This window comes from Citrobacter sp. wls615 (genome assembly GCF_005281355.1).
In the GTDB taxonomy this organism is placed as follows: domain Bacteria; phylum Pseudomonadota; class Gammaproteobacteria; order Enterobacterales; family Enterobacteriaceae; genus Citrobacter; species Citrobacter werkmanii.
The window spans coordinates 144,292-159,971 of record NZ_SZXM01000087.1 but is presented as its reverse complement, the minus strand read 5'-3'; the positions used below and the strand labels follow the sequence as shown (position 1 = coordinate 159,971).

The 15,680-nt window shown below is 52.1% G+C and carries 17 protein-coding genes; 10 read left to right on the top strand and 7 right to left on the bottom strand.

All coding sequences use genetic code 11. The features are described 5' to 3' along the window. Positions 1-64 precede the first annotated feature (64 nt). From FDX04_RS22960 to hisP, 6 genes are all read left to right on the top strand, one after another. Positions 65-634 carry a UbiX family flavin prenyltransferase gene (locus tag FDX04_RS22960; protein ID WP_042307071.1) on the top strand — a complete coding sequence of 190 codons (570 nt, stop codon included), beginning with the start codon at positions 65-67 and terminating at the stop codon, positions 632-634. 287 nt (positions 635-921) lie between these two features. Further along, complete coding sequence (argT, locus tag FDX04_RS22955) at positions 922-1,704, top strand: lysine/arginine/ornithine ABC transporter substrate-binding protein ArgT (protein WP_006683634.1); 783 nt, start codon at positions 922-924, stop codon at positions 1,702-1,704. A gap of 247 nt (positions 1,705-1,951) precedes the next feature. After that, a complete protein-coding gene (gene hisJ / locus FDX04_RS22950; RefSeq protein WP_003028120.1) occupies positions 1,952-2,734 on the top strand; it encodes a histidine ABC transporter substrate-binding protein HisJ in 783 nt (260 codons plus the stop codon). Between the two features lie 186 nt (positions 2,735-2,920). Continuing rightward, positions 2,921-3,607, top strand: coding sequence for a histidine ABC transporter permease HisQ (locus FDX04_RS22945; RefSeq protein ID WP_038642334.1), 687 nt, complete (start codon positions 2,921-2,923; stop codon positions 3,605-3,607). After that, positions 3,604-4,311, top strand: a complete 708-nt coding sequence (gene hisM, locus FDX04_RS22940; RefSeq protein ID WP_038642332.1) for a histidine ABC transporter permease HisM — start codon at positions 3,604-3,606, stop codon at positions 4,309-4,311. The genes FDX04_RS22945 and hisM overlap by 4 nt, the downstream gene beginning before the upstream one ends. 13 nt (positions 4,312-4,324) lie before the next feature. Beyond that, positions 4,325-5,098 (top strand): histidine ABC transporter ATP-binding protein HisP, encoded by a 774-nt coding sequence (hisP, locus tag FDX04_RS22935; protein ID WP_038642330.1) that lies wholly within the window; start codon positions 4,325-4,327, stop codon positions 5,096-5,098. A 33-nt stretch (positions 5,099-5,131) separates the two neighbouring features. Here the strand turns inward: hisP and FDX04_RS22930 are convergent, their stop codons facing one another. From FDX04_RS22930 to yfcG, 4 genes are all read right to left on the bottom strand, one after another. Further along, positions 5,132-5,647 (bottom strand): GNAT family N-acetyltransferase, encoded by a 516-nt coding sequence (locus FDX04_RS22930; RefSeq protein WP_137360959.1) that lies wholly within the window; start codon positions 5,645-5,647, stop codon positions 5,132-5,134. A gap of 71 nt (positions 5,648-5,718) precedes the next feature. After that, positions 5,719-6,612, bottom strand: coding sequence for a TIGR01777 family oxidoreductase (locus FDX04_RS22925; RefSeq protein ID WP_137360958.1), 894 nt, complete (start codon positions 6,610-6,612; stop codon positions 5,719-5,721). Positions 6,613-6,631: 19 nt separating this feature from the next. Next, positions 6,632-6,994 carry a dihydroneopterin triphosphate 2'-epimerase gene (gene folX / locus FDX04_RS22920; RefSeq protein WP_038642324.1) on the bottom strand — a complete coding sequence of 121 codons (363 nt, stop codon included), beginning with the start codon at positions 6,992-6,994 and terminating at the stop codon, positions 6,632-6,634. Between the two features lie 54 nt (positions 6,995-7,048). Further along, entirely contained in the window at positions 7,049-7,684 is a 636-nt protein-coding gene (yfcG, locus tag FDX04_RS22915) for a GSH-dependent disulfide bond oxidoreductase (protein WP_137360998.1), read from the bottom strand. 134 nt (positions 7,685-7,818) lie between these two features. Between yfcG and yfcF the strand changes: the two genes are divergently transcribed. From yfcF to yfcD, 3 genes are read left to right on the top strand one after another with little or no spacing between them, the layout of a single operon-like run. Next, positions 7,819-8,463, top strand: a complete 645-nt coding sequence (gene yfcF, locus FDX04_RS22910) for a glutathione transferase (protein ID WP_042307079.1) — start codon at positions 7,819-7,821, stop codon at positions 8,461-8,463. Between the two features lie 55 nt (positions 8,464-8,518). Continuing rightward, entirely contained in the window at positions 8,519-9,070 is a 552-nt protein-coding gene (yfcE, locus tag FDX04_RS22905; protein WP_042307082.1) for a phosphodiesterase, read from the top strand. A 56-nt stretch (positions 9,071-9,126) separates the two neighbouring features. Beyond that, on the top strand, positions 9,127-9,681 hold the full coding sequence (gene yfcD, locus FDX04_RS22900) for an NUDIX hydrolase YfcD (protein ID WP_042307083.1): 555 nt from the start codon (positions 9,127-9,129) through the stop codon (positions 9,679-9,681). Between the two features lie 56 nt (positions 9,682-9,737). On the opposite strand, the gene yfcC is transcribed toward yfcD, so the two are convergent. From yfcC to ackA, 3 genes are all read right to left on the bottom strand, one after another. Beyond that, complete coding sequence (gene yfcC, locus FDX04_RS22895; RefSeq protein ID WP_137371503.1) at positions 9,738-11,258, bottom strand: putative basic amino acid antiporter YfcC; 1,521 nt, start codon at positions 11,256-11,258, stop codon at positions 9,738-9,740. Positions 11,259-11,458: 200 nt separating this feature from the next. Beyond that, positions 11,459-13,600 (bottom strand): phosphate acetyltransferase, encoded by a 2,142-nt coding sequence (gene pta / locus FDX04_RS22890; protein WP_042307087.1) that lies wholly within the window; start codon positions 13,598-13,600, stop codon positions 11,459-11,461. A 76-nt stretch (positions 13,601-13,676) separates the two neighbouring features. Beyond that, entirely contained in the window at positions 13,677-14,879 is a 1,203-nt protein-coding gene (ackA, locus tag FDX04_RS22885; protein ID WP_042307090.1) for an acetate kinase, read from the bottom strand. 339 nt (positions 14,880-15,218) lie between these two features. Between ackA and yfbV the strand changes: the two genes are divergently transcribed. Further along, positions 15,219-15,674, top strand: coding sequence for a terminus macrodomain insulation protein YfbV (yfbV, locus tag FDX04_RS22880; RefSeq protein ID WP_038642312.1), 456 nt, complete (start codon positions 15,219-15,221; stop codon positions 15,672-15,674). Positions 15,675-15,680: the final 6 nt, after the last annotated feature.

Sequence of the window (15,680 nt, the reverse complement as noted above, 5' to 3'; positions counted from 1 at the left end):
CTTGCTTGCAACTCCCCATAAATTCCTGCAAAGTCGGCCCTGAAGCAAGCAAGGGCGATTAAACATGAAACGACTCATCATTGGTATTTCTGGCGCAAGTGGGGCTATTTACGGCGTGCGCCTGCTGCAGGTTTTGCGTGACGTTACTGATGTGGAAACCCATCTGGTGATGAGCGCCGCTGCCCGGCAGACGCTGGCGCTGGAAACGGATCTCTCTGTGCGCGACGTGCAGGCGCTGGCGAATGTGACTCACGATACGCGCGATATCGCCGCCAGTATTTCCTCTGGCTCTTTTCAGACCGCCGGGATGGTTATCCTGCCCTGTTCAATTAAAACGCTTTCTGGCATCGTTCATAGCTATACCGATGGGCTGCTCACCCGTGCGGCTGACGTGGTCCTGAAAGAGCGTCGTCCGCTGGTGCTGTGCGTGCGCGAAACGCCATTGCATCTGGGGCATCTGCGGCTAATGACGCAGGCGGCAGAAATTGGGGCGGTGATTATGCCACCGGTGCCGGCGTTTTATCATCGCCCGCAAACCCTCGATGACGTGATTAATCAAACGGTTAATCGTGTCCTTGACCAGTTTGATATCTCCCTTCCTCATGACCTCTTCACCCGCTGGCAAGGGGCGTAAGCCGTTCCATCAGGGTGCAAAGAAACATCCGTTGCCCTGTTTCAGGGCAATTTTGTAACCGCGATCATATCCTCAACATTTAATTCGTCAAAACTCAACGAAACGCTGCGTTTCAACCGTCAGACCTGCTATCTTCAAAATCAGGACAATATTGCAACGTTTTATTAACATATTTAACGTCGAATATCCTCAACGACGCGAAAATGGCATAAGACCTGCATGAAAAAGTCTGCAAACACACAACACAACGTAAAACATAATAAAATTACGCCACTTGAGGGTTATGTATGAAGAAGACGGTTCTTGCTTTGTCTTTGCTGGTAGGACTTTCCGCAACCGCGGCCAGCTACGCAGCACTTCCGCAGACAGTTCGTATTGGTACAGATACCACGTATGCACCTTTTTCCTCTAAAGATGCCAAAGGCGATTTCGTCGGTTTTGATATCGATCTGGGAAATGAGATGTGTAAGCGCATGCAGATCAAATGTACCTGGGTTGCCAGCGACTTTGATGCACTGATCCCGTCGCTCAAAGCGAAAAAAATTGATGCCATCATCTCCTCGCTTTCCATCACCGAGAAGCGTCAGCAAGAGATTGCCTTCTCAGACAAGCTTTACGCCGCAGATTCTCGTTTGATCGCCGCGAAAGGTTCGCCGATTCAACCGACTCTGGACTCCCTCAAAGGTAAACACGTAGGCGTACTACAAGGCTCTACTCAGGAAGCCTATGCCAATGATAACTGGCGCAGCAAAGGCGTGGATGTGGTGGCCTACGCGAACCAGGACCTGATCTATTCTGACCTGACGGCGGGACGTCTGGATGCGGCATTGCAGGATGAAGTCGCGGCCAGCGAAGGTTTCCTGAAACAACCGGCAGGTAAAGACTACGCTTTTGCCGGTCCTTCAGTTAAAGATAAAAAATACTTTGGCGACGGAACCGGGATTGGCTTGCGCAAAGATGATGCGGAGCTGAAGGCGGCTTTCGATAAAGCGCTGGGTGAACTGCGCAAAGACGGCACCTACGACAAAATGGCGAGTAAGTATTTTAACTTTAATGTCTACGGCGATTAATTCATCGACGTGGGGAGTTGGCTGCACCATGGCGGGTAACCATTATGGTGCATCATAAATTCAGTGCACTGTTTTGGTGCCTTTATCGCTGACTTAATAAGCATGAGTGCATACTTAAGCGCTTTTCATGCAAATAAATACCGCCGACAAGGTAGAATGCTTTGCCTTGTCGGCCTGATTAATGGCACGATAACTGCACCTGGTCCTGTAAAGATCCCCTATAAAAGACAGTCTGTTGAGGATAGTTATGAAAAAACTGGTGTTGTCTCTTTCTTTGGTCCTGGCTTTCTCCAGTGCTACCGCAGCATTTGCAGCCATTCCGCAAAAAATTCGTATCGGCACCGATCCTACTTATGCGCCGTTCGAATCGAAAAATGCGCAGGGTGAATTAGTCGGTTTTGATATCGATCTGGCTAAAGAGCTATGCAAACGTATTAATACACAATGTACCTTCGTGGAAAACCCGCTGGATGCGCTGATCCCTTCGCTAAAAGCGAAGAAAATCGATGCGATTATGTCCTCGCTTTCCATTACTGAAAAACGTCAGCAGGAAATCGCGTTTACCGACAAGCTTTATGCAGCTGACTCGCGTCTGGTTGTCGCTAAGGATTCTGCTATTCAGCCGACCATTGAATCGCTGAAAGGCAAACGTGTCGGCGTGCTGCAGGGTACCACTCAGGAAACGTTCGGCAACGAACACTGGGCGCCAAAAGGCATTGAAATTGTCTCCTATCAGGGACAAGACAACATCTATTCTGACCTGACAGCCGGGCGTATTGACGCCGCATTCCAGGATGAAGTCGCTGCCAGCGAAGGCTTCCTGAAACAGCCAGTTGGTAAAGATTACAAATTCGGCGGCCCGTCTGTGAAAGACGAGAAATTGTTTGGCGTGGGTACCGGTATGGGACTGCGTAAAGACGATAACGAGCTGCGCGAAGCACTGAATAAAGCCTTTGCTGAGATGCGCGCCGACGGCACTTACGAGAAGCTGGCTAAAAAGTACTTCGATTTTGATGTTTACGGCGGTTAATCACCGCAGGTGCTGATAAAGCCCGTAGATTTTTGACGCGTTAAATTTATGCCTGATGGCGCTGCGCTTATCCGGCCTACATTGATTTTGTAGGCCGGATAAGGCAAAGCCGCCATCCGGCATTGAACGGTTAGTCTGAAATCAAAAGAGGCTTATTACTCCACCACACACGACAGGACAGGCAGCATGTTGTATGGCTTTTCAGGTGTTATTTTACAGGGCGCAATTGTTACGCTTGAGCTGGCGCTCAGTTCAGTGGTGCTGGCGGTTCTGATAGGCCTTGTCGGCGCGGCAGCAAAACTGTCGCAAAGCCGGGCGTTGGGGCTTATTTTCGAAGCGTACACCACGCTTATCCGCGGCGTGCCCGATCTGGTCTTAATGTTGCTCATCTTCTATGGATTACAAATCGCGCTGAATACCATTACCGATGCAATGGGGGTCAGCCAGATTGATATCGATCCGATGGTAGCGGGGATAATCACGCTCGGATTTATCTACGGGGCCTACTTTACGGAAACGTTCCGCGGCGCGTTTATGGCTGTGCCCAAAGGCCATATTGAAGCCGCGACGGCATTCGGCTTTACCAGTTCACAAATTTTTCGCCGCATTATGTTCCCGGCAATGATGCGCTATGCCTTACCGGGAATTGGTAATAACTGGCAGGTTATTCTCAAAGCCACTGCGTTGGTATCGCTGCTCGGTCTGGAAGATGTGGTGAAAGCGACTCAGCTTGCCGGGAAAAGTACCTGGGAGCCGTTCTATTTTGCCGTCGTGTGCGGGGTCATCTATCTGGTGTTTACCACAGTTTCTAATGGTGTGCTGCTGTACCTTGAGCGCCGCTACTCCGTGGGTGTGAAGAGGGCTGACCTGTGATTGAGATTATTCAGGAATACTGGAAGTCCCTGCTGTGGACCGACGGATACCGCTTTACTGGCGTGGCTATCACCCTGTGGCTTCTGATTTCGTCGGTGGTGATGGGCGGGATACTGGCGCTGTTTTTGGCGATTGGTCGCGTTTCCAGCAATAAATTTATCCAGTTCCCGATCTGGTTATTTACCTATGTTTTTCGTGGCACGCCGCTGTATGTACAGCTGCTGGTGTTTTATTCCGGGATGTATACGCTGGAGATAGTCAAAGGAACGGACTTCCTCAACGCATTTTTCCGCAGCGGGTTGAATTGCACTGTACTGGCGTTGACGCTGAATACCTGCGCCTATACGACGGAGATTTTCGCCGGGGCGATTCGTTCTGTGCCGCACGGCGAGATTGAAGCCGCGCGCGCTTACGGTTTCTCGTCATTCAAACTGTATCGCTGCATAATTTTGCCTTCCGCGCTGCGTATTGCGCTGCCGGCATACAGCAATGAAGTGATTTTAATGCTGCATTCCACGGCGCTGGCGTTTACCGCCACGGTGCCTGATTTGTTGAAAATTGCCCGCGATATCAACTCGGCAACGTATCAACCGTTTACCGCTTTCGGTATTGCCGCGGTGCTGTATTTGATTATTTCGTATGTCCTGATCAGTCTGTTCCGTAAAGCGGAAAAACGCTGGTTGCAGCATGTATCCTCTAAATAATTCGAGTAACACGATGTCTGAGAATAAATTAAACGTTATCGATTTACATAAGCACTACGGCGAACATGAAGTGCTGAAAGGGGTTTCGCTGCAGGCTAATGCGGGTGATGTCATCAGTATTATCGGCTCGTCAGGTTCCGGTAAGAGTACCTTTCTGCGCTGCATTAACTTTCTTGAAAAACCGAGTGCTGGTTCCATTGTCGTCAGTGGGCAGAACATTGGTCTGGTGCGAGACAAAGATGGCCAGCTCAAGGTTGCGGACAAAAATCAGCTGCGTTTGCTGCGCACAAGACTAACCATGGTCTTTCAGCACTTTAATCTGTGGAGCCACATGACGGTGCTGGAAAACGTCATGGAAGCGCCGATTCAGGTACTGGGACTGAGCAAGCAGGAAGCCCGCGCACGCGCGGTGAAGTATCTGGCTAAAGTGGGTATTGATGAGCGAGCGCAGGGCAAATATCCGGTGCATTTGTCTGGTGGTCAGCAGCAGCGCGTTTCTATTGCGCGTGCGCTGGCGATGGAACCGGAGGTGTTGCTGTTTGATGAACCCACCTCGGCGCTTGACCCAGAGCTGGTCGGCGAGGTGCTACGCATTATGCAGCAACTGGCCGAAGAGGGGAAAACCATGGTGGTCGTGACCCATGAAATGGGGTTTGCCCGAAATGTCTCCACGCACGTGATTTTTCTGCATCAGGGGAAAATCGAAGAAGAGGGTGACCCGGAGCAGGTATTCGGCAACCCGCAAAGCCCACGCTTGCAGCAGTTCCTCAAAGGATCGCTGAAGTAATTCAGTTGCCCGGAGGCGCCATGCTTTCCGGGCCTACCGCTTTAACGCATCGCACTCCAGGCGATAAACCCAGTCGTCGTGCGCGATCCCATTAATCTCATACGCTTTTTCCAGCACCTGCGTTCGTACAAAGCCTGTCTTTTCCAGAACACGTATCGAACCCTTATTCTCTGCCAGCACGTAAGCATTTATCGCCGTGACGCCAGCATGTTCAAAGGCATATTGGCACACCGCGTTCACGGCATCGCTGGCAATACCTTTCCCCTGTGCATGTGGCATGATGGCGTAACCGAGGTCGGCCTCATGCGGATAAAGATGACTGATTTGCAGACCAATATCGCCGAGCGGCGTCGGGTTGTTATGCTCGCGAATAACAAATGTTTGCTGTGCGGCAAGGCGTCTGGCGAATAACAGACGCGTATCCTTCGCTGGGGCGATGTCGCCCATATAGCGCATGACTTCAGGGCTTTCACGTAATCTCTGGAAAAATGACCAGTCAGAAAATTGAAACAAAGAGAGGGTAAGACGGGGAGTCGATATTTTTGCCATAACGTCGCCATTGCGGAAGTCAGATCTATAACCTTACCATCGCAACGGCGAATGTGAATAGCGCTTAGTAACTATTGGATAACATCCGCTAGCGCCTCTTCTAAATCGTACCAGCGAAACGCGAAACCGGACGCTTCCAGACGTTTGGGTAACGCCCGCTGTCCGCCGAGAACCAGCACGGAAGACTCGCCCATCAGTAGACGTATTACGCCAGCGGGAACGCGCAGAATGGCTGGGCGGTTTAAGGCATGGCCCAGCGCGTGGGCAAACTGCTCATTGTGTACCGGGTAAGGTGAAACCATATTGAAGGGGCCACGAAGATCGTTATCCAGCAGCCAGATAATGCCGTTGACCATATCATCAATATGGATCCAGGCCAGATACTGGCGTCCGTTACCCATCGGGCCGCCTAAACCAAGACGAAATGGTGGGACCATTTTCCCCAGAATCCCGCCAGCAGAGGCCAATACCACGCCGGTACGCAACATACACACGCGGGTTTTGTCACTTTGCGCTGTGCTGGCAATTTGCTCCCAGCGGGCGCACAGTTTATGGGTAAATTCGTTATGCGGCGGCTCTTCTTCCGTGACAACAACTTCGCCCAGATCGCCGTAGTAACCGGTAGCGGAACCGGATATTAACACCTCGGGCGGCGTCTCGCTGGCGTGGATTAAATCGACCAGTTTCTGCGTGATGCCCCAGCGACTCTGACATAGGCGCTCCTTTTGCTCAGCGCTCCAGCGCTTATCTGCAATAGGCTCTCCGGCAAGATTAATCACGGCATCAATGCCATTGAGATTTTGCTGCTCTGTCAGCCCCTTCCACAACGTGACCCGAGAGCCGAGAATCTGACGCGCCTTATCAGGGTTACGTGTCACTACGGTTATCTGATGCCCCAGTTCGAACAGGCGGGGGATCAGATGACGTCCAATCAGGCCAGTACCGCCGGTAATCAGAATCTGCATGTCGCCTCCCGGGTTACGTTTAGCGCTGCCAGCTCAGCGTCATGGATACTGAGTCGGCGTAACGCAATGCGTGAAGTTTATCGATCTCTACTTCAGCATAAGTGACCCAGTGATGTTCGCGTGCGATATCGAGCACATCTTGAGTTAATTTTTCTAATAGTGAGAAGCGGTTACTCTCCACGTGCGCAATGATGCTTTTGGTGATAGTGCGATAATTCAGCGCGTCGTTGATGTCTTCGCTGATACGGGCTTTGTCTGCCGGATAATGAATGGCAATGTTGATGACGATATCCTGGCGGTTAAGGATCTCCTCTTCTTTGATGCCGATAAAGGTGCGCAGACGAAGGTTTTTTATACGAATAATAGCGTCAGGTTGTGACATTGCAGGTTTCCTCCATGTATGAACCTATTCATGATACACGAGAATCGAATCGTGTTACCGCTTCTCACTCTGCGCTTGCTGCATGGCGCGTTCCGTGGCAGGCCGCGTACGGATGCGCTCATGCCAGTTATTAACCGCCGGGTAATTGTCGAGGTCGATACGCTGACGCTGGTGGGCATGAATCCATGGCCAGCAGGCTATGTCAGCAATGCTGTAGTGATCGCCCCCCAGCCAGGGGGAGGTTTCCAGACGTTTATTCATCACGTTATACAGGCGCTGAGTTTCAACCTGGTATCTTTCAATGGCGTAGGGGATCGTCTGCGGGGCGTAATGACTGAAATGGTGATTCTGACCGAGCATGGGCCCCAGGCCGCTGACCTGCCAGAACAGCCATTGCAACGTGGCGTGGCGCTCACGTAACTCACCGCTCAGCAGCTTGCCGCTCTTTTCCGCCAGATAGAGTAAAATTTCTCCGGACTCAAACAGGCTGATCGGGCTTCCGCCGTCCTGCGGTGCATTGTCGATAATGGCCGGGATTTTATTGTTCGGCGAGATCTGCAGAAAATCAGGACGAAACTGGCTACCTTTGTTGATATCAACATGAATCAGACGGTATTGCAGCTGCGTCTCTTCAAGAAACAGCGTGATTTTGTGACCGTTTGGCGATGGCGTGTAATAGAGATCGATCATTTTCAGCGTCCGTTTTGTCATGAACCGGGTCATTACAAGTATAGAGGCTGTTAGCGTGCGTGAGTTTTCATCAAGTGACAGCGAGAGAAAGACTCTATATTTTGAAGGCAAGCCAATACACTTCAGAGGACGTTATGAGCAAACCTGCAATTACGCTGTGGTCAGATGCCAATTTTTTCTCCCCTTACGTGCTGTCTGTTTATGTCGCTCTGCAAGAGAAAGGACTACCTTTTACGCTGAAAACTGTTGATCTCAACAGCGGTGAACACTTGCAACCTTCATGGCAAGGTTATGCGTTGACGCGCCGCGTGCCGGTCCTGGAGATTGACGATTTCGAGCTAAGCGAATCATCAGCAATTACTGAGTTTCTGGAAGAGAGCTTTGCCCCGCCGCAGTGGGAGCGCATCTACCCACACGATGTGCAAAAGCGCGCGCGGGCTCGCCAGGTGCAGGCGTGGATCCGCAGCGATCTGATGCCTATTCGTGAAGAACGTTCAACGGATGTAGTTTTTGCTGGCGTGAAAAAAGCGCCGTTGAGCGAAGCCGGAAAAGCCAGTGCAGAAAAATTGTTCGCCACTGCGAGCAGTTTACTGAGCCACGGTAAACAAAATTTATTTGGCGAATGGTGTATCGCTGATTGCGATTTAGCGCTAATGCTTAATCGTCTGGTCCTTAACGGCGATGAGGTGCCAGAAGCGCTTGCGGAATATGCCACCTTCCAGTGGCAGCGCGCTTCCGTTCAGCGTTTTATCGCGCTTTCAGCGAAGCGTTCCTGCTGACCATCGAAGCGTAATCCAGTATCATTACAAGGTACTTTTCAACGAGGAGTGAGTGATGAAACTGATGTTCGCATCGGACATTCATGGTTCGTTGCCAGCCACGGAACGCGTACTCGAACTGTTTACCGCAAGCGGAGCGCAATGGCTGGTGATATTGGGTGATGTTTTAAATCACGGACCGCGTAATGCCTTGCCGGAAGGCTATGCGCCCGCGCAGGTTGCAGAGCGGTTGAATGAACTGGCAGCGCGGATTATTGCGGTGCGTGGCAATTGCGACAGTGAAGTGGATCAGATGCTCCTGCATTTTCCGATAACCGCGCCGTGGCAGCAAATTCTGACAGAAAACCAGCGACTCTTTTTGACGCACGGGCATCTTTTTGGCCCGCAAAATATGCCAGCGCTCAGCGCGGGAGATGTACTGGTTTATGGCCATACGCATCTGCCGGTTGCCGAGTTGCAAGGGGATGTCTATCACTTTAACCCCGGCTCGGTAAGCATCCCGAAAGGAGGCTTTGCGGCAAGCTACGGGATTCTGGATGATAATGTTCTCAGCGTCATGGCACTCAATGATCAAAGTGTTATTGCGCAGATCGAGATTAATCCGTAATTTACCCCACAAACATAAACGCGCCGTAAGAGCGCCAGAAAAAAGAAGGTTTCCTGATGGTGGAACAGCGTCATTTGGCAAGTACGGAATGGGTGGATATTGTGAACGAAGACAACGAAGTCATCGCACAGTCCAGCCGGGAACAAATGCGGGCGCAGCGCTTACGCCATCGTGCGACGTATATCGTGGTGCACGATGGTATGGGCAAAATTCTGGTTCAGCGTAGGACTGAGACAAAAGACTTTTTGCCCGGCATGCTGGATGCCACCGCTGGCGGTGTTGTTCAGGCTGACGAGCAGCTACTGGACTCAGCGCGCCGTGAAGCGGAAGAGGAGTTGGGGATTGCGGGCGTGCCGTTTGCCGAGCACGGTCAGTTTTATTTTGAAGACCAGAATTGTCGCGTCTGGGGTGGGCTGTTTAGCTGTGTGTCCCACGGACCGTTCGCGTTACAGGAAGAAGAGGTCAGTGAAGTTTGCTGGCTTACGCCGGAAGAAATTACCGCACGCTGCGACGAATTTACGCCGGACTCTCTGAAAGCGCTGGCGCTGTGGATGACCCGCAACGCCAAGAATGAAGGGGCAAAAGCCGAAAAGCAGGAAGAAGCCGAGTAACGTCTGCTCATCCGGCCTACAGCGTCGAGAAATCATGTAGGCCGGGCAATCATTTTTTAATGGTAACCCATTATCTGCGCACCAATCACCACCACGCTGGACATAATAAACAGCAGGCCTAACAGCGTGGCACCTACTTTCAGCCAGTTACGAAAATCCACCCGACAAACGCCTAACGTTGCCATCAATGATGCCGACGTCGGATAGATAATGTGGCTGAATCCGTCGCCAAACTGGAAGGCCAGTACGGTGACCTGACGGTTTACGCCAACCAGATCGCCCAGCGGCGCTAATAACGGCATGGTCAATGCAGCCTGGCCAGAGCCGGACGTAACGAAGAAATTAAATACCGCCTGGAACAGCAGCATAAACCATGCAGCGATAGCGTTATCCAGCCCGCTGATACCGTTGGCAATACTGTGCAGCAGGGTATTTAATACGCTGGCTTCGCCCGCCTCTCCGTTACCGACCAGCAGTAATATGCCCTTGGCGAAACCGACCAGCAGGGCGGGAGCAATCATCATTCGCGCACCTTCAGTGAAGGAAGATGCCATGACGTTGACCGTCATACCGTTGAGACGGAACACCACACCGATGATGCCAATCACCAGTCCCATCGTGAAGAACTGGCTGGCGATCTCAGGAATAAACCACGCGTTGACGATAACGCCCCAGACGACCCAAATCATCACCGCGGTCAGTACCAGCAATACCAGCCAGTCGCCCAGCGTGAAGCGTCGTTCTACAACCTCGTCCTGCTGCTCACGAAAGAAGCGGTCGGACTCATGTACCCGGGAGAGAAGCGGATTTTTTTTGATGCGCGCTGCGTAGGCCAGGGTGAAGGTCAACCCTATCAGGGTCGAAACGACCCATACTACGATACGCAGACCGGAACCAGAGAGCACCGGGACACCTGCAATACCCTGCGCGACCACCACGCAGAACGGGTTCATCCATGAACTGGCAAAACCAATTTGGGTAGCGATATAGGTGACCAGCACGGTGGTGATACTGTCGTAACCTAAGCGTACCATCAAAGGCGCAATGATAATGGCAAAAGCAACCGCCTCTTCGCCCATGCCAAACACCGCGCCGCCTAATGAGAAGAGAATAAACAGCACCGGGATAAACAGAACTTCGTTACCCCGCGTATGACGAATGAGCGCCAGAATGCCATTATCAATGGTTCCGGTACGCATAACGATGCCAAATGCGCCGCCAATCACCAGCATAAACATGATGATACCAACCGCCGTGCCGAACTTAGAGCCGGAGGTTAACCCTTCAAACGGAAAATTCATCAGGCCGGGGCGTTCATCTCCGGTGGTGAAAAACTGCACCCGGTGATACTGCTCTTCACCCGCGTCGTTGGTCAGAATACGAAAAGAGTGGGGGTCGACAACGTTACGGGTTTTGGTCTGTCCATCAACCTGATACTGCACTTCCTGGCTGTCGAACATCCCGACCGGAACTACCCATGTCGCCAGGCTGGTTAAAATGGCGACGAAAAAAATAATCACCAGCGTATCGGGCATCGCCCATTTTTTGGCTGGCTGTGATTCTGTGACTGCTGACATGAAAGACTATCCCTGTTGCAATGCAAAAGAGAGTAAGTATGCAAACAGAAGAATAGTTATTCATTGATGCAGCGCATCCTGGCAAATATTTCAGAATGTACCAAAGAAAAAACAGATATAAAAAAACCGGAAATATCAGCTATTTCCGGTTTGATAAGCAGAGGTGTTGCCGGATAAGAGATCCGGCACACTGCAGCAAATTACTGCTGCTGGGAAGACTGGATCGCGGTCAGGGCGATGGTATAGACGATATCGTCTACCAGCGCGCCACGGGACAGGTCGTTCACCGGCTTGCGCATACCCTGCAGCATTGGCCCGATGGAGATCAGGTCGGCAGAACGCTGTACCGCTTTGTAGGTGGTGTTACCGGTGTTCAGATCCGGGAAGATGAACACGGTAGCGCGACCTGCAACCGGCGAGTTCGGCGCTTTGGATTTCGCTACGTCAGCCATAACTGCGGCGTCGTACTGCAACGGACCGTCGATCATCAGGTCAGGACGTTTTTCCTGCGCCAGACGAGTCGCTTCGCGAACTTTCTCTACGTCGCTACCTGCACCAGAGGTACCGGTGGAGTAGGAGAGCATCGCAACGCGCGGTTCGATACCGAAGGCGATGGCGGATTCAGCGGACTGAATGGCGATTTCTGCCAGCTGTTCAGCAGTTGGATCCGGGTTGATCGCACAGTCACCGTAAACGTAAACCTGTTCCGGCAGCAGCATGAAGAACACGGAAGACACCAGAGAGCTACCCGGCGCAGTTTTGATCAACTGCAGCGGCGGACGAATGGTGTTTGCGGTGGTGTGAACGGCACCAGAAACCAGACCGTCAACGTCGTCCTGCTCCAGCATCAGGGTACCGAGAACCACGTTGTCTTCCAGCTGTTCGCGGGCAACGGTTTCGGTCATGCCTTTGTTCTTACGCAGCTCAACCAGGCGAGCAACGTAGCTTTCGCGAACCACATCCGGGTCAACGATTTCTACGCCAGCGCCCAGCTCAACGCCCTGAGAGGCCGCAACGCGGGTGATCTCGTCCGGGTTACCCAACAGAACGCAGGTAGCGATACCGCGTTCAGCACAGATAGCAGCCGCTTTAACGGTGCGCGGTTCGTCGCCTTCCGGCAGAACAACGCGTTTGCCCGCTTTACGCGCCAGCTCGGTCAGCTGATAACGGAACGCCGGCGGAGACAGACGACGGCTGCGCTCAGAGGTCGCGGTCAGAGATTCAATCCAGTCAGCGTTGATGTAGTTAGCAACGTATTCCTGAACTTTTTCGATGCGCTCGTGATCGTCAACCGGAACTTCCAGGTTGAAGCTCTGCAGGCTCAGAGAGGTCTGCCAGGTATTGGTGTTCACCATGAATACTGGCAGGCCGGTAGCGAATGCACGTTCGCACAGTTTGTTGATGCGCGCGTCCATTTCGTAGCCGCCGGTCAGCAGCAGTGCACCGATTTCTACACCGTTCATCGCTGCCAGACATGCTGCAACCAGCACGTCAGGACGGTCGGCAGAAGTCACCAGCAGAGAACCTGCGCGGAAGTGCTCCAGCATGTGCGGAATGCTGCGTGCGCAGAAAGTCACAGACTTCACGCGGCGGGTGTTGATATCGCCTTCGTTAACGATGGTGGCGTTCAGGTGACGCGCCATATCGATTGCACGGGTAGCGATCAGATCGAAGCTCCATGGCACCGCGCCCAGAACCGGCAGCGGGCTGGATTCTTGCAGTTTAGCCGGATCAACTTTGATCACCTGCGCCTTGGAAGAGTCGTCGAAAATCTCGGACAGATCCGGGCGAGTACGGCCCTGGTCATCAACCGGCGCGTTCAGTTTGTTAACGATAACGCCAGTGATGTTGGTGTTTTTCGCGCCGCCGAAGCTGCTGCGAGTCAGTTCAATACGCTCGTTCAGCTGTTCCGGAGTATCGGTGCCCTGAGACATCACGAAGACGATTTCCGCATTCAGCGTTTTCGCGATTTCGTAGTTCAGAGACTGCGCGAACTGATGTTTACGGGTTGGGACCAGGCCTTCAACCAGTACGACTTCAGCATCTTTGGTGTTCGCGTGGTAATTCGCGATGATCTCTTCCATCAGCACATCTTTCTGATTGCTGGAGAGCAGAGATTCAACGTGGCTCATCTTCAGCGGCTCAGCAGCTGGCAGGTTAGAGTTAGCACGAACGATAGTAGTAGTCTGGTCTGGCGCATCGCCACCGGCACGAGGCTGAGCGATTGGCTTAAAGACGCTCAGACGAACGCCTTTGCGTTCCATAGCGCGGATCACGCCGAGGCTGACGCTGGTCAGGCCGACGCTGGTTCCGGTAGGGATCAGCATAATAATACGGGACACGGTTTATCCTCTTTCGTTACCGCCCATTTCAGGCGGGTTACAAAACAGCACCGCCAGCTAGGCTGGCGGTGTGAAATCAGGCAGTCAGACGGCTCGCGTCTTGCGCGATAACCAGTTCTTCGTTGGTTGGGATAACCACCGCAGGACGGGTACCTTCTTTGTTGATGAAACCAGATTTGCCGAAACGTGCGGCCAGGTTACGTTCGTGGTCAACTTCAAAGCCCAGAACGCCCAGTTTGCCCAGAGACAGTTCACGAACCATCGCTGCGTTTTCACCGATACCACCGGTGAAGACAACCGCATCCAGACGACCATCCATCAGCGCAGTGTAAGAACCGATGTACTTCGCCAGACGGTGGCAGTAAACGTCCATTGCACGTTTAGCGTCTTCTTTGGTTGCGTAGTTATCTTCAACATAACGGCAGTCGCTGGTGACTTCGGTCAGACCCAGCAGGCCGGACTCTTTGGTCAGCATTTTGTTGATCTGGTCAACGCTCATGCCCAGGGTGTCGTGCAGGTGGAAGATGATCGCCGGGTCGATGTCACCGGAACGCGTACCCATCACCAGACCTTCCAGCGGGGTCAGACCCATGGAGGTATCAACACATTTACCGTTACGGATAGCAGATACAGAACCGCCGTTGCCCAGGTGGCAAGTGATGATGTTCAGTTCATCAACCGGTTTGTTCAGCATTTTTGCCGCTTCCTGAGTAACAAAGAAGTGGCTGGTACCGTGCGCGCCGTAACGACGAACGCCGTGTTCTTTGTACAGGCTGTACGGCAGAGCATAGAGGTAAGACTCTTCCGGCATAGTCTGATGGAACGCGGTGTCGAATACAGCCACGTTTTTGTCTTTCAGGCTTGGGAAGGATTTCAGCGCTTCTGCGATACCGATGAGGTGAGCAGGGTTATGCAGCGGTGCGAAAGAGGCAGAATCTTTGATGCCCTGGATAACAGAATCATCGATAACCACAGAGCTGGTATACTTCTCGCCGCCGTGTACGATACGGTGACCGATAGCGGTCAATTGCGCAGACAATTCTGGTTTTTGTGCCAGAATAGTGTTAACGATAAAGTTCAGCGCTTCACTGTGAGCGGCGCCTGCACCTAAAGCCGCTTCTTGTTTACCGCCGTCCATTTTCCACTTGATGCGTGCTTCTGGGAGATGGAAACATTCGGCTAAACCAGAGAGGTATTCTTCACCGTTTACTGCATCGATGATGGCAAATTTCAGTGAGGAGCTACCGCAGTTCAGAACCAGTACTAACTTACTCGACATGGAAGTACCTATTTATGATACGTGGCTAAAAAAACGTCAGGGAGCCATAGAGCGTAGCGCATGATGACACCGACGTTTATGATTAACATCATGCGCCATAGTTTTTTTGGGCACGATGGAATAAATACCTTTGAGTCTATGTCATTTTGCGTATTTTTCAGCCAGTGGCATACTGTATGCCAATTTGACGACTCAATGATTTTGGACTAAAGGCCTTACAGGCCGGCACAGGATACCTGAATGTGGGTATCAAAGACAAAATGTTTTGAACGATGTCCCTTGTAGTTGTTGTTTTGCACAAATTTTTTAATTTTTATATGTGAAGTTGAGGTAACCGCCATGTCGACACCGGATAATCGTTCCGTCAATTTTTTTAGTTTGTTTCGCCGGGGGCAGCACTATGCGAAGACGTGGCCAATGGAAAAGCGCCTCGCGCCCGTGTTTGTTGAGAACCGCGTGATCCGCATGACGCGTTACGCAATCCGTTTTATGCCGCCCATCGCTGTTTTCACCTTATGCTGGCAAATTGCTTTAGGCGGGCAGTTGGGACCGGCCGTGGCGACAGCGCTGTTTGCACTCAGCCTGCCGATGCAGGGCATGTGGTGGCTGGGTAAGCGTTCTGTCACGCCGCTGCCGCCTTCAATACTCAACTGGTTCTACGAAGTTCGGGGTAAATTGCAAGAGGCCGGACAGGCGCTCGCTCCGGTAGAAGGAAAGCCTGATTATCAGGCGCTGGCTGACACGCTTAAGCGCGCCTTCAAACAACTGGATAAAACTTTCCTCGATGATTTGTAATTGACC

Bases quoted from the DNA above. Each gene is read 5' to 3' on its own strand.
- FDX04_RS22960 (WP_042307071.1), top strand. From the start codon at position 65: ATGAAACGACTCATCATTGGTATTTCTGGCGCAAGTGGGGCTATTTAC.
- argT (WP_006683634.1), top strand. From the start codon at position 922: ATGAAGAAGACGGTTCTTGCTTTGTCTTTGCTGGTAGGACTTTCCGCA.
- hisJ (WP_003028120.1), top strand. From the start codon at position 1,952: ATGAAAAAACTGGTGTTGTCTCTTTCTTTGGTCCTGGCTTTCTCCAGT.
- FDX04_RS22945 (WP_038642334.1), top strand. From the start codon at position 2,921: ATGTTGTATGGCTTTTCAGGTGTTATTTTACAGGGCGCAATTGTTACG.
- hisP (WP_038642330.1), top strand. From the start codon at position 4,325: ATGTCTGAGAATAAATTAAACGTTATCGATTTACATAAGCACTACGGC.
- FDX04_RS22930 (WP_137360959.1), bottom strand. From the start codon at position 5,647: ATGGCAAAAATATCGACTCCCCGTCTTACCCTCTCTTTGTTTCAATTT.
- FDX04_RS22925 (WP_137360958.1), bottom strand. From the start codon at position 6,612: ATGCAGATTCTGATTACCGGCGGTACTGGCCTGATTGGACGTCATCTG.
- folX (WP_038642324.1), bottom strand. From the start codon at position 6,994: ATGTCACAACCTGACGCTATTATTCGTATAAAAAACCTTCGTCTGCGC.
- yfcG (WP_137360998.1), bottom strand. From the start codon at position 7,684: ATGATCGATCTCTATTACACGCCATCGCCAAACGGTCACAAAATCACG.
- yfcF (WP_042307079.1), top strand. From the start codon at position 7,819: ATGAGCAAACCTGCAATTACGCTGTGGTCAGATGCCAATTTTTTCTCC.
- yfcE (WP_042307082.1), top strand. From the start codon at position 8,519: ATGAAACTGATGTTCGCATCGGACATTCATGGTTCGTTGCCAGCCACG.
- yfcD (WP_042307083.1), top strand. From the start codon at position 9,127: ATGGTGGAACAGCGTCATTTGGCAAGTACGGAATGGGTGGATATTGTG.
- yfcC (WP_137371503.1), bottom strand. From the start codon at position 11,258: ATGTCAGCAGTCACAGAATCACAGCCAGCCAAAAAATGGGCGATGCCC.
- ackA (WP_042307090.1), bottom strand. From the start codon at position 14,879: ATGTCGAGTAAGTTAGTACTGGTTCTGAACTGCGGTAGCTCCTCACTG.
- yfbV (WP_038642312.1), top strand. From the start codon at position 15,219: ATGTCGACACCGGATAATCGTTCCGTCAATTTTTTTAGTTTGTTTCGC.